This is a genomic window from Paenibacillus sp. EKM206P (assembly GCF_011066155.1).
GTDB classification, from domain to species: Bacteria; Bacillota; Bacilli; order Paenibacillales; family Paenibacillaceae; genus Paenibacillus; species Paenibacillus polymyxa_D.
This window is the reverse complement of record NZ_JAAMNQ010000003.1, coordinates 555,862-576,416: the sequence shown is the minus strand read 5'-3', so window position 1 is coordinate 576,416 and position 20,555 is coordinate 555,862. Positions and strand designations below refer to the sequence as shown.

At 47.2% G+C, this 20,555-nt stretch carries 24 protein-coding genes; all 24 read left to right on the top strand.

All coding sequences use genetic code 11. The features are described 5' to 3' along the window. Positions 1 to 231: 231 nt before the first annotated feature. The 24 genes from spoIIIAA to spoIVB all read left to right on the top strand — a co-directional run bounded on the left by spoIIIAA (position 232) and on the right by spoIVB (position 20,441). On the top strand, positions 232 to 1,227 hold the full coding sequence (gene spoIIIAA, locus G9G53_RS09455) for a stage III sporulation protein AA (RefSeq protein WP_069012729.1): 996 nt from the start codon (positions 232 to 234) through the stop codon (positions 1,225 to 1,227). Next, positions 1,220 to 1,738 (top strand): stage III sporulation protein SpoIIIAB, encoded by a 519-nt coding sequence (spoIIIAB, locus tag G9G53_RS09450; protein WP_029517252.1) that lies wholly within the window; start codon positions 1,220 to 1,222, stop codon positions 1,736 to 1,738. Before spoIIIAA ends, spoIIIAB begins: the two co-directional genes overlap by 8 nt. A 12-nt stretch (positions 1,739 to 1,750) precedes the next feature. Then, on the top strand, positions 1,751 to 1,954 hold the full coding sequence (gene spoIIIAC / locus G9G53_RS09445; protein WP_010345636.1) for a stage III sporulation protein AC: 204 nt from the start codon (positions 1,751 to 1,753) through the stop codon (positions 1,952 to 1,954). A gap of 8 nt (positions 1,955 to 1,962) precedes the next feature. Further along, a complete protein-coding gene (spoIIIAD, locus tag G9G53_RS09440) occupies positions 1,963 to 2,352 on the top strand; it encodes a stage III sporulation protein AD (RefSeq protein ID WP_013310826.1) in 390 nt (129 codons plus the stop codon). 12 nt (positions 2,353 to 2,364) lie between these two features. After that, on the top strand, positions 2,365 to 3,555 hold the full coding sequence (gene spoIIIAE / locus G9G53_RS09435) for a stage III sporulation protein AE (RefSeq protein WP_165147066.1): 1,191 nt from the start codon (positions 2,365 to 2,367) through the stop codon (positions 3,553 to 3,555). Positions 3,556 to 3,594: 39 nt separating this feature from the next. After that, positions 3,595 to 4,365, top strand: a complete 771-nt coding sequence (gene spoIIIAF, locus G9G53_RS09430) for a stage III sporulation protein AF (protein ID WP_165147063.1) — start codon at positions 3,595 to 3,597, stop codon at positions 4,363 to 4,365. Positions 4,366 to 4,381: 16 nt separating this feature from the next. Continuing rightward, entirely contained in the window at positions 4,382 to 5,023 is a 642-nt protein-coding gene (spoIIIAG, locus tag G9G53_RS09425; protein ID WP_029517255.1) for a stage III sporulation protein AG, read from the top strand. 62 nt (positions 5,024 to 5,085) lie between these two features. Beyond that, a complete protein-coding gene (locus G9G53_RS09420) occupies positions 5,086 to 5,910 on the top strand; it encodes a SpoIIIAH-like family protein (protein ID WP_165147060.1) in 825 nt (274 codons plus the stop codon). 138 nt (positions 5,911 to 6,048) lie between these two features. Then, the gene (gene accB / locus G9G53_RS09415) at positions 6,049 to 6,540 is read left to right on the top strand and encodes an acetyl-CoA carboxylase biotin carboxyl carrier protein (RefSeq protein ID WP_029517257.1); all 492 of its coding nucleotides are present in this window, start codon (positions 6,049 to 6,051) and stop codon (positions 6,538 to 6,540) included. A gap of 61 nt (positions 6,541 to 6,601) precedes the next feature. Beyond that, positions 6,602 to 7,945, top strand: a complete 1,344-nt coding sequence (accC, locus tag G9G53_RS09410) for an acetyl-CoA carboxylase biotin carboxylase subunit (protein WP_029517258.1) — start codon at positions 6,602 to 6,604, stop codon at positions 7,943 to 7,945. Between the two features lie 125 nt (positions 7,946 to 8,070). After that, entirely contained in the window at positions 8,071 to 8,484 is a 414-nt protein-coding gene (locus G9G53_RS09405; RefSeq protein WP_029517259.1) for an Asp23/Gls24 family envelope stress response protein, read from the top strand. 73 nt (positions 8,485 to 8,557) lie between these two features. Next, complete coding sequence (gene amaP / locus G9G53_RS09400; protein WP_029517260.1) at positions 8,558 to 9,097, top strand: alkaline shock response membrane anchor protein AmaP; 540 nt, start codon at positions 8,558 to 8,560, stop codon at positions 9,095 to 9,097. A gap of 15 nt (positions 9,098 to 9,112) precedes the next feature. Next, positions 9,113 to 9,346 (top strand): DUF2273 domain-containing protein, encoded by a 234-nt coding sequence (locus tag G9G53_RS09395; protein WP_023989248.1) that lies wholly within the window; start codon positions 9,113 to 9,115, stop codon positions 9,344 to 9,346. Between the two features lie 135 nt (positions 9,347 to 9,481). After that, positions 9,482 to 9,931: a transcription antitermination factor NusB gene (gene nusB, locus G9G53_RS09390; RefSeq protein WP_013310817.1), complete on the top strand. Its 450-nt coding sequence runs from the start codon at positions 9,482 to 9,484 to the stop codon at positions 9,929 to 9,931. 37 nt (positions 9,932 to 9,968) lie between these two features. Next, on the top strand, positions 9,969 to 10,826 hold the full coding sequence (folD, locus tag G9G53_RS09385; protein ID WP_029517261.1) for a bifunctional methylenetetrahydrofolate dehydrogenase/methenyltetrahydrofolate cyclohydrolase FolD: 858 nt from the start codon (positions 9,969 to 9,971) through the stop codon (positions 10,824 to 10,826). A gap of 12 nt (positions 10,827 to 10,838) precedes the next feature. Then, positions 10,839 to 12,203 (top strand): exodeoxyribonuclease VII large subunit, encoded by a 1,365-nt coding sequence (gene xseA, locus G9G53_RS09380; protein ID WP_165147057.1) that lies wholly within the window; start codon positions 10,839 to 10,841, stop codon positions 12,201 to 12,203. Beyond that, positions 12,193 to 12,453: an exodeoxyribonuclease VII small subunit gene (gene xseB / locus G9G53_RS09375; protein ID WP_013310814.1), complete on the top strand. Its 261-nt coding sequence runs from the start codon at positions 12,193 to 12,195 to the stop codon at positions 12,451 to 12,453. The genes xseA and xseB overlap by 11 nt, the downstream gene beginning before the upstream one ends. Then, positions 12,425 to 13,348, top strand: coding sequence for a polyprenyl synthetase family protein (locus G9G53_RS09370; RefSeq protein ID WP_069012726.1), 924 nt, complete (start codon positions 12,425 to 12,427; stop codon positions 13,346 to 13,348). The genes xseB and G9G53_RS09370 overlap by 29 nt, the downstream gene beginning before the upstream one ends. Positions 13,349 to 13,455: 107 nt before the next feature. Continuing rightward, on the top strand, positions 13,456 to 15,354 hold the full coding sequence (dxs, locus tag G9G53_RS09365; RefSeq protein ID WP_029517266.1) for a 1-deoxy-D-xylulose-5-phosphate synthase: 1,899 nt from the start codon (positions 13,456 to 13,458) through the stop codon (positions 15,352 to 15,354). 76 nt (positions 15,355 to 15,430) lie between these two features. Then, complete coding sequence (locus G9G53_RS09360) at positions 15,431 to 16,282, top strand: TlyA family RNA methyltransferase (protein ID WP_029517267.1); 852 nt, start codon at positions 15,431 to 15,433, stop codon at positions 16,280 to 16,282. Positions 16,283 to 16,437: 155 nt separating this feature from the next. Then, entirely contained in the window at positions 16,438 to 16,914 is a 477-nt protein-coding gene (locus G9G53_RS09355; RefSeq protein WP_165147054.1) for a hypothetical protein, read from the top strand. 16 nt (positions 16,915 to 16,930) lie between these two features. Further along, positions 16,931 to 17,380 carry a transcriptional regulator AhrC/ArgR gene (gene ahrC / locus G9G53_RS09350; protein ID WP_013310809.1) on the top strand — a complete coding sequence of 150 codons (450 nt, stop codon included), beginning with the start codon at positions 16,931 to 16,933 and terminating at the stop codon, positions 17,378 to 17,380. 58 nt (positions 17,381 to 17,438) lie between these two features. Continuing rightward, positions 17,439 to 19,157: a DNA repair protein RecN gene (recN, locus tag G9G53_RS09345; protein WP_029517269.1), complete on the top strand. Its 1,719-nt coding sequence runs from the start codon at positions 17,439 to 17,441 to the stop codon at positions 19,155 to 19,157. Between the two features lie 123 nt (positions 19,158 to 19,280). Beyond that, positions 19,281 to 20,441 (top strand): SpoIVB peptidase, encoded by a 1,161-nt coding sequence (gene spoIVB / locus G9G53_RS09340; protein ID WP_069012724.1) that lies wholly within the window; start codon positions 19,281 to 19,283, stop codon positions 20,439 to 20,441. Positions 20,442 to 20,555 lie beyond the last annotated feature (114 nt).

Genomic DNA, 20,555 nt, shown 5'->3' with positions numbered 1-20,555 from the left:
TATCTTTTCTACCCAAGGGTTTCCCTTAGCCGACAAGGCTTTGAGAGGCCCTTTTTTATTTGTGCAAATTAGAGAATGGTGCTTAAACAAGCGGGAGAAAGGTCTGTTGAGCGTTGATAGGAGTTAGCAAAAGTTTGCCTAGGTTTTCAATATATTTTCGGCATAAAAAGCGAGAGTCAACCATAGACTTGTCTTAAAGAAAAAGGACAACTGTGAGGGGGCTGCATCGGTATGGAATGGCTGGAGTTATTTCCCGAACCGTTGCACGGTATACTCGGAAGGCTTCCAGAAACGGTATTTGAGCAACTGGAAGAAATCCGGGTCAGGGAAGGAAGGCCGTTGGAAATTAATGCAAACGGTGAACATCATTTTGTAACGTCTGCTGGTCAGCTGACTTTGAACCATGTGGAAGCCTATAAGCCTGACCGTGAGGATGCCCACCGACTGCTGGATTTTATCAGCAATCATTCCCTCTATACGATGGAAGAGGAGCTTCGTAAAGGGTTTATTACGATCCCTGGCGGTCATCGTATTGGCTTGGCAGGGAGAACCGTGCTCAACCGAGGACGAGTGGAGCATTTGAGGGATATAAGCAGCTTTAATGTAAGAATTGCGCGTGCAATTCCCGGCATAGCTGATCGGATATTGCCTTATGTAGCAGATCGAATGTCCGGGAAAATCCGGCATACCCTCATTTTGTCCCCTCCTCAGCATGGCAAAACGACACTGCTTAGGGACTTGGCTCGGCAACTCAGTTACGGAGGGATGGAAAGCCATGGGGGGCGACGGAATGGACTCAAGGTAGGCATTATAGACGAACGCTCTGAGATCGCTGGTAGTCACAAAGGTATCCCTGGTTTTGATGTCGGGCCTCGCACCGATGTATTGGACGGATGTCCGAAAGCAGAAGGCATGATGATGATGATCCGCTCGATGTCACCGGATGTCCTCATTGTTGATGAAATCGGACGACCGGAAGATGCGGAGGCGGTGCGCGAAGCGCTTCATGCAGGCATTGCAGTCATTGCTTCCGCACATGGTCGCGATGTGGCTGAAATGGCGACCCGGTCTGCTTTTGCTGGATTAACTACAGGACAAGAGCTGTTTCAACTCTACGTCATGCTGGAGCGGACGAGCCGGGGCGTCTCATTCCGACTGGCAGATGCCAAGCAACGCAGGATTACACTGTCTGGAGAAGGGCAGAATGGGGGCATCTCCTATGCTTAAGCTACTGGGGGCAGCCTTGGTTATACTGGCCGCTACGCTGGCAGGTTGGCAACGGGCAAGGCAGTTTGCAATGAGGCCGCGGCAAATCAGGGAGTTGATTCTTGCGCTGCAAAGATTGACCACCGAGGTTTCCTACGGGGTGTCTCCGCTACCAGATGCTTTCGCCAAGACAGGAGAGCCCTTGCGAGAGCCCTTACGCACTCTGTTTCAGCAAGCCTCACGCTGGATGCACCCCTCTTTTGGCCTGACTGCCAGAGAAAGCTTGCATAAAGCCATTGAAGACTCGTGGAGCCGTTCCTCTATGAAGCAAGCCGAGAAGGAAGCGATGCGGCAGCTTGCTTACAGTCTTGGAACCAGCGACCGTGAAGACCAGATCAAGCACATTGCGTTGACCATCCAGCAGTTATCCCATGAGGAAGCGCAGGCGCAGGCAGATCAGGTGAGGTACGAGCGTATGAGCAGGAGCCTGGGACTGCTGATCGGAGCATTGATCGTCATTTTGATCTATTAGCGGGGTGCTCGAATGAATTTAGAAGTGAACGCAATTTTCCAAATTGCCGGAATTGGCATTATTATCGCTATGATTCATACCGTATTAAAGCAAATGGGCAAAGAAGACATGGCGCACTGGGTAACGGTCATCGGCTTCGTCGTGGTCCTGTTCATGGTGGTGCGAATGCTGGATAACCTTCTGCAAGAGATCAAATCTATCTTTCTTTTTCAGTAGGTGGACACATGGAAATTATTCAGGTGGTGGGCTTCGCCCTCATTGCCACAGTCCTTATTTTAGTCATTAAGGAACAGAAGCCGATGTTTGCCTTTTTGATTGCAACAGCTGCGGGAATCGTCATTTTTTTGCTGCTGATTGGCAAGATCGGATCTGTGGTTGCTGTACTGGAGCGACTGGCCCGGTCTTCAGGCATGGATATGATCTATTTTAAAACCGTCTTGAAAATAATCGGTATCGCTTATATTGCTGAATTTGGAGCGCAAATCGTTCGGGATGCAGGACAAGACGGGATTGCTTCCAAAATTGAGCTTACCGGAAAGGTACTCATTATGGTGCTCGCAATCCCAATTATCAGCATTATTATTGATACCATTCTGAAGCTGATGCCCGCCTGAGGGGGTGATGCCATGAAAAGGCTACGGGGCATGCCGAATCTCAAAGTAATTGCAATGTTGCTGCTATGTCTCTGGTGTGCCTCAGCTGCGGTCCTCTTTGCAGATACACCGACTAATGAATGGATCAGACAGCAGGCGGAGCAAATGCCCAAAGATGAAGTAGAACATTATTGGGACGGGCTCATGCAGCAATACGGCGGATTTTTCCCTGATCAGAAAACGCCTTCCTTCATGGACATGCTGCTTCCAGGCGGTGAAGGGTTCAGCATAAAGGGTGTATTGAGCGCTATAGCTGATTTTTTCATCCATGAAATCCGAGTAAATGCCAAGTTGCTCGTCACCATCGTCATGCTCAGCATTATGAGTATGGTGCTGGAAACGCTACAAAGCGCTTTTGAAAGCAAACAGGTCAGCAAAGTGGCCTACGCTATCGTATACATGGTCATTATCATTTTGGCGATTAATAGCTTTAGTGTAGCGATTGGTTATGCCAAAGAAGCGATTGATAGCATGATTCACTTCATGATGGCAATGTTGCCTTTGCTGTTTACTATGCTAGCCTCGATGGGGAACGTCGTAACAGTTTCGGTGACCCACCCGCTGATTGTATTTATGATCAACACAGTCGGAACAGTCATTCATACGCTGGTTTTCCCGCTGCTGTTCTTCTCGGCTGTGCTGTACTTGGTCAACTCGCTGACGGGCAAATACAAGCTGACCCAGCTAGCCGATCTGTTGCGGAACGCTGGAGTAGCAGTGCTGGGAGTGCTGCTGACCATTTTTCTAGGAGTCATTTCGGTACAAGGCTTGACATCGTCCGTTACTGACGGATTAACGATCCGTACAGCCAAATATATTACAGGTAGCTTTGTTCCGGTGGTCGGCAAGGCGTTGGCAGATGCGACAGATACAGTTATTTCGGCTTCGCTGCTCGTTAAAAATGCCATTGGTCTGGTAGGAGTCATTATTATTTTGTTCCTATGCGCCTTTCCCGCCCTCAAGATTCTGACGCTGGCGCTCATTTATAAAGTGACAGCAGCGATCATGCAGCCTTTGGGTGATACGCCTATCGTGGCATGTCTGGATGCGATCGGCAAGAGCATGATTTATGTTTTCGCGGCGCTGGCAGCAGTGGGATTGATGTCCTTCCTTGCAATTACAGTCATGCTCGCAGCAGGCAATATGACAGTCATGATGAGGTGAACCAATGCACGTAAACCAACAAGGGGGGAGGAGAGTGACGTGACCTGGCTGGCAGGCTGGCTCAAGGAACTGGTGCTAATCGTGTTGCTGGCTTCTTTTGTCGATATGATCTTACCGAGCCGATCTATGGAGAGATATGTCAAACTCGTTCTCAGCCTGCTTATTCTGCTGACGTTGCTGTCTCCGGTCGTGCGCTTACTGAGCACCAGTCCTTCCGAGGTTCTAGGGCGAGCATTGGATCTTCAACGTCAGGCTGAGACAGGCAAGAGGGAACCGACATTGGAGGAGATTCTAGCAAAAGGCAGCCAGTTAAAGCTACAGCAAGAACAAAGCTCCATGCAATGGGCTGGCAAAGAGGTAGCTAAGGAAATGAAAGGACAGTTGGAACAGTATACTGGGTTAGCAATTCAGTCGGTCCAGGTTACCCTTGCAAAGATTCAACAGGAGGAATCAGGGCTGGAGGCAGGAACGGGTGTCCAGTCGGTAGTGGTCCAATTGGCAGAACAGCAGCCAGAAAAAGAAAAGAAAAACACAGACGTCTCGCCTGGTGCAGATGTCAAGCCGATTATGGTGGAGCCTGTAGCCGAAAAGACAGTGAATATTCGTGTAGAGCCAACACATGCAAAAACTTCAGATTTTAATGAAGGAACGCGAGAAGATGATCGTAATCCTGACAAAACTGTTGAGGACGGAAAGCCAACAGATACGAAAGCATTTGGCTTAATTACAGGACTTTTACGTGAAAAATGGGGGATAGATAGCAAAAATGTTCAGGTGCTTTCTTCGCAGGATGGAACACATGAATGGTAACAGGAGGTGAGCAGAAATGAGCAAATGGCTGAAAAAGCTGGAGCAATGGCTGGGTGGAGGGGCGGATGGGGCGAAAAGGTTCAATTCATTTCGTTGGTTGCTTATTCTTGGCCTTATCGGTGTAGCGATTATGCTCTTTAATTCATTCGTTAATGTAAAAAAGGTTGATCCAGAAAACGTAGGGCGTGAGCCGCCTGGCGTGATGAAAAATGAGCCTACGTTAGAGACAACAACAGGTGAAGAAAGTTCTTTTGCCGGGATTGAGAAGGTTTTTGAGGACAATATGAAACAGATGCTGGAGCAGATTGTTGGCGTAGGAACCGTTGATGTCATGGTTACGGTAGACTCCACCGAAGAAGTTATCGTTCAACGCAATGTAAAGGACATGCAGGAAGAGAACAATGAGACGGACGCCAATGGTGGACAACGGCACACTACTCAATATACACGTGATGGCGAAATTGTCACCTATGAATCATCTGGTGGTCAGCACACCCCGATTGTGACAAAAAAAGTAAAACCGCAGGTGAGGGGAGTGCTTGTTGTGGCTATGGGGGCAGAAAACCCTACAGTGAAGCAGCTAATTGTCGATGCTGTACAGAAGGGGCTAAATGTACCTTCCTACAAAATTTCAGTCGTACCGCGCAAGCAGGGATAATTTGGAATTCAGGAACAAAGAAGTTTATATTTTAAACCATTAATGAATATGGAGGACGGAACATGAATAATAAAAGACAAACCGTTTGGCTGGTGTCCATGCTGAGTTTAATGGTCGTGCTGTCTGCGTATTATTTGTTTACGGAGGACTCAAGCCCTGCAAATCCACCAGTAGCCGATAGTGAACAAGTGAGCAAGGTTAAGCAGGATGCCGCACAGGAAGCAACGACGAAGGCAGAGGAACAATTGAACGAACTGAAGGTAAACGAAGTAGTGACGAATGGAGAAGTAACTGATGGAGCATCAGCAAATTCCACAAAGTCGGATACGGCTTCTACAACTGACCCAGCAACAGAAAACTCAAAAGGCGACAAAGGTACGGCAGCTACCCCTACTACTGAACCGGCGACATCCAATCAAAACACAACAGCGACTAAGACGGACGCGACAGCACAAAGTGACGACAAAGCAGCCTCTACAGCCAAAACCGACCAGCAGGTACTGGATCAAGTGGCAACTGATCAAGCTGCCCAACCTACAGCAGCAGCTGTGATTGACAACTATTTGCTGGAACGGGACGTGGAAAATCAGAAGAAAAATGATGAACTGACTACCGCAATGAACGACAGCACACCAAAGAAAGCTGCGGAGGCTCAAAAGGAATTACATGTACTTGAAGATAAGCAGGCTAAAATTACTGGAATTGAAGAAGAGCTTCAGCAACAGTTCGCCAATGCGGTCGTCCGTGAGGAAGACGCTGATAAATACAAAGTAGTGGTTCTGAGTGAAAAATTGGATGCTAAGCAAGCGGTAACAATTGTCGACAAAGTCATGAAGGAACTGAACGTAACGCAGGATAAGATCAGTGTCCAATATGTTACACAATAAGACAAAAAACGCGAAAAAGCCCGGATTTGTGCATTATTCCGGGCTCTTTCTATTTTTAATGATTGTGATATAATACATAAAGCTGTTTCAACAATGTTATCAGCAACCGGCAAAATGCTGAAGGAGTGATTAATAGAGATGTTTAAATTAAGCGAGATTAAGGAATTGATCAAGCTGGTGGATGAAACGTCTGTGCATGAGCTTGAAATTGAAAATGAAGGAACTCGCCTGTTGATCCGTAAACCGGGCAAAAGCGAAATCGTTACAGTACAGGCTCCTGTGGCAACACCTGCTTATGCAGTGGCACCACAAGCTGTTATTCCAAATCCACAAGTACAGTCCGATGTTGGATCTACAACTGCTGGAGAACCGAGGGAATATGCAAGCAATCTACATAAAATCGTATCTCCGATGGTAGGCACTTTCTATAGTTCTTCATCACCGGATACGGCTCCGTATGTGAGTATCGGCAGCAAAGTGGGCGAAAAAACAACGGTATGTATCATTGAAGCGATGAAGCTGATGAACGAGCTGGAAGCTGAAGTGAAGGGCGAAATTGTGGAAATTTTGGCCGAAAACGGACAGTTGGTCGAGTATGGCCAGCCATTGTTCCTTGTGAAACCGGAGTAAAAAGCTTGTTTGCACCCTCTTTTGAGGGTTCGGCAAGACTGCTCCCAGGGAGGATAAAGTCATGACATTTCAAAAAGTATTGATTGCGAATCGTGGAGAAATTGCGGTTCGTATCATTCGCGCTTGCCGCGAAATGAATATTTCGACAGTTGCTGTATATTCGGAAGCTGACAAGGATTCGTTACATGTGCGTCTCGCAGATGAGGCTTACTGTATCGGACCGACGCTATCTAAGGACAGCTACCTTAATTTTACGAATCTGATGAGCGTTGCTACATTGACTGAATGTGATGCCATTCATCCAGGTTACGGATTTTTGGCGGAAAACGCAGACTTCGCTGAAATTTGCGAATCGTGTAATATTACGTTTATTGGTCCTTCTCCTGAAGCCATTAACAAAATGGGAGATAAAGCCGTTGCCAAGCAGACCATGAAGGATGCCGGAGTTCCGGTTATCCCGGGTTCAGACGGGCTGGTTGAGGATTTGCAGGATGCGATCGGCATCGCACGTGATATCGGATATCCGGTAATTATCAAGGCCACAGCAGGTGGCGGAGGTAAAGGTATTCGTATCGCCGAAGATGAGGATAACCTCATTCAGCAAATCACTACTGCTCAGCAGGAGGCGCAAAAGGCATTTGGCAATGCGGGTGTGTACCTAGAAAAATATTTGACCGGTATGAAACATGTGGAAATACAAATCATAGCGGACAAGCATGGTAATGTTGCCCATTTGGGCGAACGGGACTGCTCTGTGCAGCGTCGTCGTCAGAAGTTGTTGGAGGAAGCACCATGTCCTGTACTTTCACAGGATGTCCGTGAAGAAATGGGTCAGGCAGCTGTTCGTGCAGCTTTGGCCGTTCAATACTCTGGTGCAGGTACTCTCGAATTTTTGCTCGGCCCGGACAACAATTTCTATTTCATGGAAATGAATACACGTATTCAGGTAGAACATCCCGTAACAGAAATGATTACCGGTGTAGACCTGATTAAGGAAATGATTTCTGTCGCTGAAGGGCATCCGCTTTCCTTTACGCAGGAAGAAGTCACCATCAATGGTTGGGCGATAGAGTGCCGTATTAACGCTGAGGATCCGGATCGTAATTTTATGCCTGCACCGGGTAAAATCGGATTTTATCTGCCTCCAGGCGGTCCTGGGGTACGGGTAGACAGTGCAGTATATCCAGGTTATAGCATTCCTCCTTATTATGACTCTATGATCGCCAAGCTGATTGTGTGGGCACCTACACGGCAGGATGCAATTGCCAAAATGAAGCGGGCTTTGACTGAGTTTGCTATTGAGGGCATACCCACAACGATTTCTTTTCATCAGCGCTTGCTAGAGCATCCGACCTTTATTAAAGGCGATTTTGATATTAAATTTTTGGAGGAAAACGAAGTTTAATCGGTATATTTCCTCCGTTTGTCATAATGAACGCCAAATGATATAGTATGGATAATAAGTGAGCATGTCTGCTTTGAAATCCAAAGCTGGAATGAAACTTATTTTGACCGAAAGGTGTTGAAGGTATGAGCACAGTGCCAACCGAATTCGAACGTACAGAAATTGGGGAGATTCAAATTGCCCCAGAAGTTATTGAAGTCATTGCCGGACTGGCTACCGTTGAGGTACCGGGCGTTGCGGGAATGAGTGGCGGATTTGCTGGTGGGTTTGCCGAACTGCTAGGCCGCAAAAATTTATCTAAAGGTGTAAAAGTGGAAGTCGGACAGCGTGAAGCTGCTGTAGACGTCTCCGTCATTATTGAGTACGGTAACCGTCTGCCTGAGGTGGCTGCTGCTATTCAGCATAATGTTAAGCGTTCGATTGAGAACATGACAGGTCTTAACGTTGTTGAAGTGAACGTGCAAATTCATGATGTTCAATTCAAAAATGCCGATAAAGTAGAAGAGCCGGAAGTGCTGGGCGCCGGACGGGTTAAATAGAGCGATACTTTGTACAAACCCCCGACCCTTATGGGTCGAGGGTTTACTCTAATTTAAGGAGGCTGTGCGTTTCGTGGCTAAAGTTATGGACAGACTTCTGCTGTTCTTGTACAGCTTAAGTATCGGAATTATTTCCATTCTCGCCATCCTCCTCCTGAGCGGGGCCATTCCGTATGTTTTAAGTATTGAGGATGAGCGAGTAGTGTGGTTTACCAGCCTGATTATTGCAGGGGTTCTGTTGTTATTGAGTCTTCGTTTTTTTTATATCTCTATTCGACGGAACCAAACCGTACAGCATTCTATTGATCAACGAACGGAATACGGTGACATTCAGATTTCAGTGGATACCATTGAAAATCTGTGCCTCAAAGCAGCTTCCCGATTTCGCGGGATGCAGGATTTGAAAGCACGCGTTCGTGTGTTGGATTCGGGACTTGATATTACGATTCGGGCGGTTGTAGACGGGGAAAGCTCCATTCCGGTGTTAACCTCCGAGGTACAAAAGGGGGTACACGATCATGTGGAAGAAATTACAGGAATTCCTGTGTCCAATGTATCGGTGTACATCGCTAATGTTTCTCAGTCACCCAGCTTTAAGAGTCGTGTGGAATAGAGGTGATTTTCCCTGATGCCCTGGAAAGAAATATGGGGAAGTTACAAGGGCCGGATCATGGGGATCACGGCTGGTATTTTTTTCGGTTTTATTTATTTGTGGGCAGGCTTTTGGAATATGTTGTTCTTTGCATTGATGGTGTTCATCGGATATACGCTAGGAAGACGTAGCGATTCAGCGCTCGGTTCATTCCTCCCTTGGAAGGAATGGGGCGATTGGTTGTCGCAACGTTGGCGTCCTTTTAAATGAACCCTGTGATACGTGTTCTCCAAAATAGAGCTGTAGCTTCTTTGCGCCCAACGTTTTGGAGGATGCGTTCACAGGTTTTTTTGTGGAAATTGGTTAGAATGAAAAATAGATATAGGCAAGCGTAGGAGGCAGGGCATGAAAAGACGTCTGGCGAGGGAATTAGCGGTACAGAGTATGTACCATATGGAAATGAATGAAGTGGATGCGGCAGCAGCCGTGGACATGTTGCTTCAGGAAGCCGCTGAGGAAAACGAAGCGGAAGTTGTCGTTAAAAATGCAGCAGTGTTAAGAGCGTATGTCTTGGAGCATGTGCGGGGTACGTGGGAGCACAAGGAAGCCATTGATGGGCTGCTGGTGGATTATCTTAAAGGCTGGCAGATCAGCAGACTTTCACGTGTAGATCGTCAAATTTTAAGGCTTGCGGCATATGAGATGATTTTCCGTGAGGATGTTCCAGCCAAGGTAGCTGTTAATGAAGCGATTGAGTTGTCGAAGCACTTTGGTACCGAGGAATCCGGTAAATTTGTTAATGGTGTACTGGGACGAGTGATACAAGAACTGGAGCAATTGAAAGCACGTTTTTAAGTAGAGACTACTGAATCAGGTTGGAGAGTGGTAAAACATGTCAGCACCGATCATTGATGGTAAACAAATCTCTCAGGATATTCGCGCAAGCATTCAGCAAGAGGTCATTCGTCTGAAAGAGCACAGCTTTCAACCCGGACTGGCTGTTGTATTGGTAGGCGAAGATCCCGCTTCGCAAGTGTATGTTAAAAACAAGGAAAAGGCATGCCATGATCTCGGCTATTACTCCGAGGTTCATCGGTTGGCAGCAGATACTTCGCAGGAAGCATTACTGGAACTGGTAAACAAGCTGAACCATCAAAGTACCATCCATGGAATTTTGGTGCAACTGCCGTTGCCAAAGCATATTCATGAAAAAGCTGTCATTGACGCGATTGCAGTGGAGAAGGATGTGGATGGATTCCATCCGGTGAACGTAGGGAATTTGGTCATCGGTGACGATAGTCTATTGCCTTGTACTCCTGCTGGAGTCATTGAGTTAATTAAGCGTGCTGGAGTGGAGATAGCCGGTAAACATGCGGTAGTTATTGGTCGCAGTAATATCGTGGGCAAGCCAGTGTCTTTATTGTTGCAGCGTGAAAATGCTACGGTTACGATGTGCCACTCCCGTACAGCGAATATTGCGGACCTAAGTCGACAAGCAGATATCTTAGTCGTTGCGATCGGCAAAGCCAACTTTATTGATGCTTCGTTCGTGAAGCCCGGAGCGGTAGTGATAGATGTAGGGATGAACCGTCTGGAAAACGGAAAGCTGGCGGGGGACGTTGATTTTGAGAGCGTGAAGCAAGTGTCTGGTCCGATTACGCCTGTTCCCGGCGGAGTAGGGCCGATGACAATTACGATGCTGATGCAAAATACGCTCGTAGCGGCCAAGCGGTCGCACGGTTTGGCATAAGGACAGCTGCCTGTGGCTGAACAACGTATTTACTCTATAAAGGACCTGAATCGTTATATCCGGATGAAATTGGAGTCGGATCAGGTGCTGTCTGATGTATGGATACGCGGGGAAATTTCTAATTTTACGCATCATTCAAGTGGTCACATGTACTTTACGCTCAAGGATGAGGGGAGCCGCATACGTTCGATTATGTTTGCAACCCATAATCAGCGGCTCCCTTTCGTACCGAAAGAAGGTACGCGTGTTATTGCCCGGGGAAACGTATCCGTGTACGAACGAGATGGACAATATCAGTTTTATGCGACTCAAATGCAGCCTGATGGTATAGGAAGCCTTTATTTAGCTTACGAGCAGCTCAAGCAAAAGCTGGATGCAGAGGGACTGTTTGATACTGCTCGTAAGCGTAACCTCCCTGCCCATCCAGTAACCATTGGCGTGATTACGTCACCGACTGGAGCGGCTGTGCGTGATATTATTACGACACTTCAACGGCGATACCCGCAGGCTGGAATTGTGTTGTATCCTGTGCTTGTACAAGGAAAAGGTGCCGCCCCCTCGATCGTCAAGGCAATTGAAACTATGAATCGTATGCAAGAGGTTCAGGTGATGATTGTCGGACGGGGAGGTGGCTCGTTGGAAGAACTGTGGGCGTTTAATGAGGAAGCGGTTGCGCGCGCCATTTACGCATCGGTCATTCCGGTTATTTCGGCAGTTGGACACGAAACGGATTTTACCATTGCCGATTTTGTGGCTGACTTACGTGCGGCAACGCCAACCGCAGCAGCCGAGTTGGCCGTGCCTAATCAGGCAGAGCTACGGGATCAGCTGCTCCAGCGGGAGCAACGGTTGCGTAACGCCCTCCGGCAGCGGCTGGAAACCAGCCGTGTACGCTTGGCGAGGCTTCAGCGTTCACCAGTCCTGCTGCACCCACGCCGCTATATGCTACAGCATGCAGAGCGAATGGACATGCTGCATCAGCGTCTAATCCGCGCAGCGCGTAACCGTTCTCGTTTGAACGCAGAAAAGAACGCACGTATGCGTCAGGTACTAGAACGGTTTAATCCGCGTGAACAAATTCGTTCAGCACGCAAGCAGACGGATATGGCGCAACGTCAGCTGGAGTCTGCGATGCGTGCTATTACGAAAACGGGACGGCAGCAGTTGCACACGGGAATTCGTCAACTGGATGCGCTGAGCCCACTCAAAGTCATGGCCCGAGGCTATAGCTTGGTATACGATGAGCAGGAAAAACGGCTGATTAAGTCGCTCAAAGACGTACAGCCGGGAGATTCCATCAAGATTAAAGTGAGTGATGGGCAGTTGGACTGCCAAGTATGGGGAATGAAGGAGGACGCGAAGCACGGTGGCGAATGAAACGGAATTGAATTTTGAAGCGGCTATGGCTGCTCTTGAAGAAATTGTCGGACAACTGGAGCATGGAGACGTTCCTCTGGAGCAAGCCATTGATTTGTTCCAGCGGGGGATGAAGTTGTCTCAACTTTGCAGTCAGAAGCTGGAGCAGGTTGAACGTAAAATTGAAATGATCGTGGAAGAGGATGGAGATTTGCGCAAGAAGCCTTTTGGTGGGGGACTGGATGAAAACGGCGGTGAAGGACTTGAATAGACCGTCGTTCAAGGAATATTTGACCGGGACGACGGATGCGGTTTCGTCCGCACTGACCGAGCAATTCCCGGCCGATTGGGACATTCCCGATGTTCTTCGAGAATCCATGAATTATTCACTCACCGCAGGCGGAAAACGGCTGCGGCCTCTGCTTGTGATCGCTGCTGCTGAAGCATTCGGTGGAAGCAGGGAAGCTGCGCTGCCAGTGGCATGTGCGGTAGAAATGGTACATACGTACTCCCTCATTCATGACGACTTGCCAGCCATGGATGATGATGACTATCGGCGAGGTAAGCTGACGAATCATAAGGTATACGGCGAGGCGGTTGCCGTCCTTGCGGGTGATGCTTTGTTGACCCATGCCTTTTACAGTATTGTGCAAGCAGGACGGCGTCACGGTGTTTCGTCTGATTCGCTATTGTCCATAGTTGAGGATTTGTCCGAAATGAGTGGCGCGCGGGGCATGGTAGGCGGACAGGTCGCCGATATGTCAGGCGAGCAAGGAATGACGGGGATCGAGGAACTGGAATATATCCATCTTCATAAAACTGCTGATTTGATTATTTTCTCGCTCTTGGCAGGTGGACGGATTGGTGGGGCGGACAAGGGTCAATTAGAGGCGCTTCGCCGCTTTGGACGAGACTTGGGGCTGGCTTTTCAGATACAGGACGATATACTGGACCTCATAGGCGATGAGAGTAAAATGGGTAAGAAAACGCAAAGTGATGTTGAACAAGAGAAGGTCACCTATCCGTATTTCATTGGTATGGACGCATCTTTGCAGCAGGTAGAGGAACTCACCGCATCTGCTAAAAGAGTGATAATAGAGAGTGGTATTCCCGATTCTTCTCGTTTGCTGGAGATAGCCGATTACCTGATGAAGCGTGATCATTAGTTGCGTTAGAGCTGTTTTGACTTGTCTGCGTTTAAGCACAGTCAAAAAGTGTGATATAATACTTGTTAACTTTACTCACAAACTTGAAGGAAAGCGGGGAGATATGCGTGCTGCTTCCACACATAAAGCAACCAGGCGATCTGAAATCACTGTCGGTTGAGGAGTTGGCTTCTCTAGCCGAGGAAATCAGGAGCTTTTTGATTGAGAAGCTGTCCGTGACTGGGGGGCATCTGGCATCGAATCTGGGAGTGGTTGAGCTCACGATCGCCCTGCATTATTGCTATAACAGTCCGAAGGACAAGATGATTTATGACGTTGGGCACCAAGCCTACGTACACAAAATATTGACAGGGCGAATGGACCGTTTTGATACACTTCGTCAGCGTGATGGACTTTGTGGTTTTGTAAAAAGAAGTGAGAGCGAGCATGATGTTTGGGAAGCCGGTCATAGCAGCACTTCTCTGTCGGCCGCAATGGGAATGGCTTTGGCTCGAGATTTGAAGGGCGAGGACAATAAAGTCATTGCAATGATCGGAGACGGCGCGCTGACTGGGGGGATGGCCTTCGAAGCGTTGAATCATATCGGACATGAGCGCAAAAATTTAATGGTCATTCTGAATGACAACGAAATGTCCATAGCACCTAATGTAGGTGCCATGCATAATTATTTGAGTAAAATCCGCTCGGACCGCCATTATTTGCGGGCAAAAGATGAGCTGGAAGTTTTGCTGAAAAAAATACCCGCGATCGGCGGTAAACTTGCCAAATCGGCTGGCCGTGTCAAGGACAGTCTTAAATATATGATGGTGCCTGGTGTACTGTTTGAAGAGCTGGGACTTACGTATCTCGGTCCAGTGGACGGACATGATTTGCCGAAGCTAATCGAAACCTTCCAGCAGGCTGATAATGTCACTGGCCCTGTATTGGTGCATGTCGTAACCACCAAGGGCAAGGGCTATAAACCTGCGGAAGCAGATTCACACAAATGGCATGGAATCAGTCCCTACAAAATTGAATCGGGCCAGGTACTCAAAGCTGTGGGTAATCCGATGTATACGGAAATTTTCGGCCGAACGCTGATTGAGTTGGCTGAGCAGGATGAGCGCATCGTTGCGGTCACACCTGCTATGCCTGGTGGATCAGGACTGGTACCGTTTAGTAAAGAGTTTCCTAGCCGTATGATTGACGTCGGTATTGCTGAACAGCATGCAGCTACCATGTGTGCTGCGTTGGCAATGGAAGGGATGAAGCCGGTGTTTGCGGTGTATTCCACTTTTATGCAGCGTGCTTATGACCAAATTGTGCATGATATCTGTCGTCATAATGCGAATGTGATGTTCGCGATTGACCGTGCAGGTTTTGTGGGGGCTGACGGGGAAACTCATCATGGCGTGTTTGATGTGGCATTCTTACGTCATATCCCCAATCTTGTGCTTATGATGCCAAAGGATGAGAACGAGCTACGTCATATGATGAAAACAGCGCTCGACTATGAAGATGGTCCAATTGCTTATCGTTACCCACGTGTTAATGTGGTTGGCGTGCCGTTGGATAAAGAATTACAGGCTATTCCCATCGGCAGTTGGGAGCTCCTGCGTAAGGGTGAGGGCTTTGCTGTAATTGCATCAGGACCGATGCTCCAGGTGGCGACAGAGGCTGCGGAGGCGATGAAACGGGAAGGTTTGCAAGTGGGCGTCGTGAATGCTCGTTTCCTGAAACCTTTGGACGAGGATATGTTGCGTGAGCTGGCTCGTCAGCATACGAAGCTGATCGTATTGGAAGAAGCTTCTGAAGCAGGAAGCTTGGGTAGCGCTGTACTGGAATTTTACGCTAAAGCCGAAATACAAGAGGCACAGGTGCGCCTAATGGGGATTCCCGATCTGTTCGTGGAGCATGGCTCCATCAAAGAGCAGCGTGCTGAAGTAGGTCTCACCATTGAAGATGTATGCTTAAAGTTGCGTAAATGGGCTGCTGAGCCAGCATATGGCATGGGACAATCTGTATAGGGTAACTTGAAGTGAAGACCATGACGTTTATAAAAAGTATGACAAGAGCAGCCTGGCTGCCTAAAGGGAGATTAACATGTCTGTTCCGAAGGAACGCATTGATGTATTACTTGTAGAACAAGGCTTTTTTGAAAGCCGTGAAAAAGCTAAAGCTGCGATTATGGCTGGGCTAGTGCTGGCGGACAGCGAACGGATCGAGAAGGCGGGGATGAAGGTACCACGCGCCAGCGAGCTTAAAGTTAAGGGTTCGGTGCATCCGTATGTAAGCCGTGGAGGATTGAAGCTGGAGAAGGCCATCCGTCAATTTGAGCTGGATATGAAGGGCAGGACAATGCTGGATATTGGCTCGTCCACTGGAGGTTTTACGGATTGTGCGCTTCAGCATGGAGCTGAATACGTATACGCCATTGATGTGGGTTATAACCAGCTGGATTGGTCGCTTCGTAATGATGAACGAGTATGCGTAATGGAGAAAACGAATTTCAGATATATGACACCCGCGGATTTGAATGGTTCCGTGCCGAATTTTGCTAGTATTGACGTTTCCTTTATTTCATTACGTATTATTTTGCCCCCGTTGCTTGCCTTGTTGCATCAACCTGCTGATATTGTAGCTCTAATCAAGCCGCAATTCGAAGCTGGACGCGAAAAGGTCGGAAAATCCGGTGTGGTCCGTGATCCTGCTACGCATAAAGAAGTGTTGCAGACCATTCTGATGTTTGCACATGAGCTTGGACTTACGCTGCAAGGTTTGGCTTATTCGCCTATTACAGGTGGAGAAGGCAATATTGAATTTTTAGCGCATTGGCGTTTGGATGGGTTTCCTGCTGCAGAATCGCAGTTGGAGAAGATGGATTTCAGACCACTGATTGAACGTACCGTTCAGGAAGCAGGTCAGACTTTTAATAATGGTCCATCGCGTAAGTAACATTCAGGGGTTCTCCATGAGTTCTGTGAACTTAAGGGAACCTCTTTTTGGTGTGAGGGATTGATTATAGAACTCACGTTCGCCTATAATGAGATGTACAAAGGAAAAGGGATTTTACATCTTGTCCTAGAATATGTCCATGAGGTGATCGGTCCATGGACACAAGATATGATACGGTTATCATCGCTGTGATCGGGGTGATATTAGGAATATGGGCTTTGTATAGCCTACGTGCCTGGTTGAAGGAGCCAGAGCCGCTTGTGCTAAAGACGATACCGATTAACGAGGACTTGGACGAAGGACTTGCCACAGACCTACTCGAAGAAGAAGGATATGAAGTAGTGGGCGGGAAGATGAAAATACCGCTTGCTTTTAAAGTGAATGGACATACCGTGTATAGCCGTTTGTTTATAGACTACGTGGCTGTACGAAACGGTTCGACATATATGGTCAAAACGTCACGCCGCAAGAAACCAATGGAGTGGAGTGGTCCTGATTTAAGGGACAGGCTCATGCCGTATTTATTGCTCTATCCGGGTTGCGCGGGTGTATTGTACGTTGATACGGACGAGCGAAATATTCGCCTTATTACATTAGTGGAAGACCTCGAAGAAGAGGAATATGAAGGTTAATCCATAGGAGGATTATATGAAGGGTCAACGACATATTAAAATTAGGGAAATTATTTCACAACATGAGATTGAGACGCAGGATGATCTGGTTGAAGCATTGCGTAAGGCTGGTTTTCAGGTCACGCAGGCGACCGTATCGCGTGATATCAAGGAGCTACTGCTCATCAAGGTCCCAATGGACGATGGCAGATATAAATATTCGATGCCTTCAGATCAGCGCTACAATCCAGCCCAGAAACTGAAACGTACGTTGGTTGATAACTTTTTGCATATTGACTACACAACCAATCTGATTGTGATGAAGTGTCTGCCGGGAACAGCCAACTCGATTGCTGCTTTATTGGACAATATTGAATGGTCCGAAATTATGGGTACGATTAGCGGAGATGACACCATTTTGATTATTTGCCGATCGGAAGAAAACAGCGAAGCTATCGTGAATCGTCTTATGGGCTACATTTCCTAATTATAATGGCTACGCATATTAGGCGTTTTAATTTGTACATCATAGAGGTGAAAGAACGATGCTGGTCACTTTGTCTATACGGAATTTGGCGGTCGTAGAGGCCGTCGATGTTCATTTTTATAAAGGGTTTCATGTGTTGAGCGGGGAAACAGGTGCTGGTAAATCCATTATTATCGATGCGCTTGGGCTAATTGCAGGCGGTAGGGGCTCTGCTGATTTAGTACGTTACGGTTGTGATAAAGCAGAGATGGAAGCCTTGTTTGAACTGCCAGTAAAACATCCCGTTTGGAATACACTTGAGGAACAAGGGATTAAGGCTAATGCGGAGGAGCATTTGCTAATTCGTCGTGAACTTACGGTTCAGGGAAAAAGCTCTTCTCGAATTAACGGCCAGATGGTTAATTTAACGATGCTGCGTGAGGTAGGTGAACAACTCGTCAATATACACGGGCAGCATGAGCATCAAAGCCTGCTACGTGCAGATCGCCATCTGGCGCTGCTGGATACGTTCGGTGATTCGGTGATCGGTCCGGTCAAAACGCTTTATCGGGAGCGTTACAATGCTTTTGTCAAAGCGGAAAAAGAAGTAAGAGAACTGCAAAGCTCCAGTCAAAAGGCTTATCAGCTTTTGGATATGTACCGATTTCAACTAGAAGAGATCGCTGCGGCGGAGTTGAAATTGGGAGAAGATGAATTATTGGCAGAAGAACGGGTCAAGCTATCCCATAGTGAGAAAATGATGGATGGGATATCAGGAGCATACGAACTCTTAAGCGGCAGAGGTGGACTGGATACGATCAATAACGTGTTGTCCAGATTGAACGATGTCCAAAACTATGACAGCAAAAGCCTTCAGCCCATTGCAGAGCAGATTCAGTCTGCTTTTTACCAGTTGGAGGACGCAGCATTCCAATTACGTTCTTATCGTGAGGATATTGAATTTAATCCAGGCAAGCTGCATGAAGTGGAACAACGTTTGAATCAAATTACCGGATTACAGCGAAAATATGGTGATAGTATAGAGCAGATTTTGGAATACTATAGCCGTATTGAGCAGGAAACCGATCTGCTGGAAAATAAAGATGAGCGGCTGGAGCAACTCATTGCAAAACGGGACGAGTTGCTGTCCGATTTGCTTGAGATTTCGGAAGAGCTTACAGAAGCACGTGAAATTTGCGCTGAAGAGCTTGCAGAGCAAGTGGAGCAGGAGTTAAAAGACCTACAGATGGAAAGAACGTCACTCAAGGTGCGCATTGATCCAATTGAAGATCCACGCGGATATGAGTACAAAGGTCTAAAGGTGAGACCTACCAAGCAGGGCATTGATAATGCTGAATTTCTTATTTCCCCTAATCCAGGTGAGCCATTACGTCCACTTGGTAAGATCGCTTCAGGCGGTGAGCTATCACGTATCATGTTGGCGATGAAAAGTATTTTTGCGCGTCATGATCAAATTCCAGTACTCATTTTTGACGAGGTGGATACTGGGGTGAGTGGACGTGCAGCTCAATCCATTGCCGAGAAGCTATATCGCTTATCTTCCGTTTGTCAGGTGTTCTCCATTACTCATTTGCCACAGGTGGCATGTATGGCAGATCATCAGTACCTTATTGAGAAAAATGTTCATGACGGACGGACCATGACTCAAATTGAGGGACTTACGGAGGACGGGCGTGTCAAAGAATTGGCACGGATGCTGGGCGGTGTGGAAATTACCGAAAAAACATTGCATCACGCACAGGAAATGCTGAATTTGGCGGAAGGAAAGAAAGCCTGAAAAGAGCGGCCGGCGTAATGTTTAACAGTTATAAAAGCCTGGGGGCAAGGTTACCTTATAGGTACGCAATTGGCGACCACCTTTACTCGTCAAGCGAAAGAAGCAAAGGGAGCGTGACAGCCATTGAATTTTTACTCCAGGATCAAATTGCTCGGTCTTTTGCTTGTTTTTCTTATGTGTTCTATCGGTAACGCTCAGCATGTGCAAGCAGCGCTGCCTCCACAAGCTTCTTTGGATTTGTTCGGTTCTAAAAGCGTGAGGACAACCCAAGAAAGTGTAATTCCCGATTTAAAAGTATACCCGGGAGGGCAGACGATTGGGGTTAAAGTAAAATCTTCAGGAGTGCTTGTCGTCGGTCACCATATCATTCAGGAAAGTAATGATCGTAAGGTATCACCTGGTGAAACAGCGGGGATTCGCCTAGGGGATCGGATTACACACATGAACGGCAAACCACTCAATAGCCTGGCAAGGGTTGCTGAAGTAGTAGACGAAGCAGGTAAGAATAAAAAGGCGCTCGACATTACGCTTTGTCGAGGTGAGCAGACCATTTCCACCAAGTTAACACCAGCATATGATCAGGATGATAAAGCATGGCGGCTTGGGTTGTATATTAGGGACTCGGCTGCAGGTGTAGGTACATTAACGTTTTACGCACCAGACCAAGGTGTATACGGGGCCTTGGGCCACGTAATTACCGATATGAATACCCAAACCCCTATTGTCGTGGGAAGCGGAGAGATTGTGCAGTCCAATGTGACATCAATTGCGAAAAGCCAAAGTGGGGAACCAGGAGAAAAACGCGCTCATTTTCTCAAAGATCATCGGGTATTAGGAAATATTGAACGAAATACGAATTTCGGAATCTTTGGGAAAATGTCAGATGAGCCGCAATATGGATTGTATTCGACTCCTATTCCGGTGGCTCTTGCGAATGAAGTAAAGGAAGGACCTGCAGAAATTTTGACTGTACTGGAAGGTCAACAAATTCAGCGGTTTCAGGCGGAAATTGTACACATTTCTCAGCAGGACAAACCGGCAACCAAAGGACTTGTGATTCGTATTGTAGATCCAAAGCTGTTGGATAAGACCGGGGGAATCGTGCAAGGAATGAGCGGTAGTCCGATCATCCAAAATGGTAAGCTTATCGGGGCTGTAACACATGTATTTGTGAATGATCCTAAATCAGGTTACGGTTGTTTTATCGAATGGATGCTGCGCGATGCAGGAATCATGCAGAATAACGTAAGCTTAAAATCATCTTCTAATCTTAAGGCGAGCTAGTGGCCTTAAGATTTTTTTGTCGAAAAGCAGGGGAATAGCTCATAATTGCAAGATAAAGAATCAATTATAATAGAAACTATAAAAAAAATAAATAAAAATAATTTTCGACAGAAG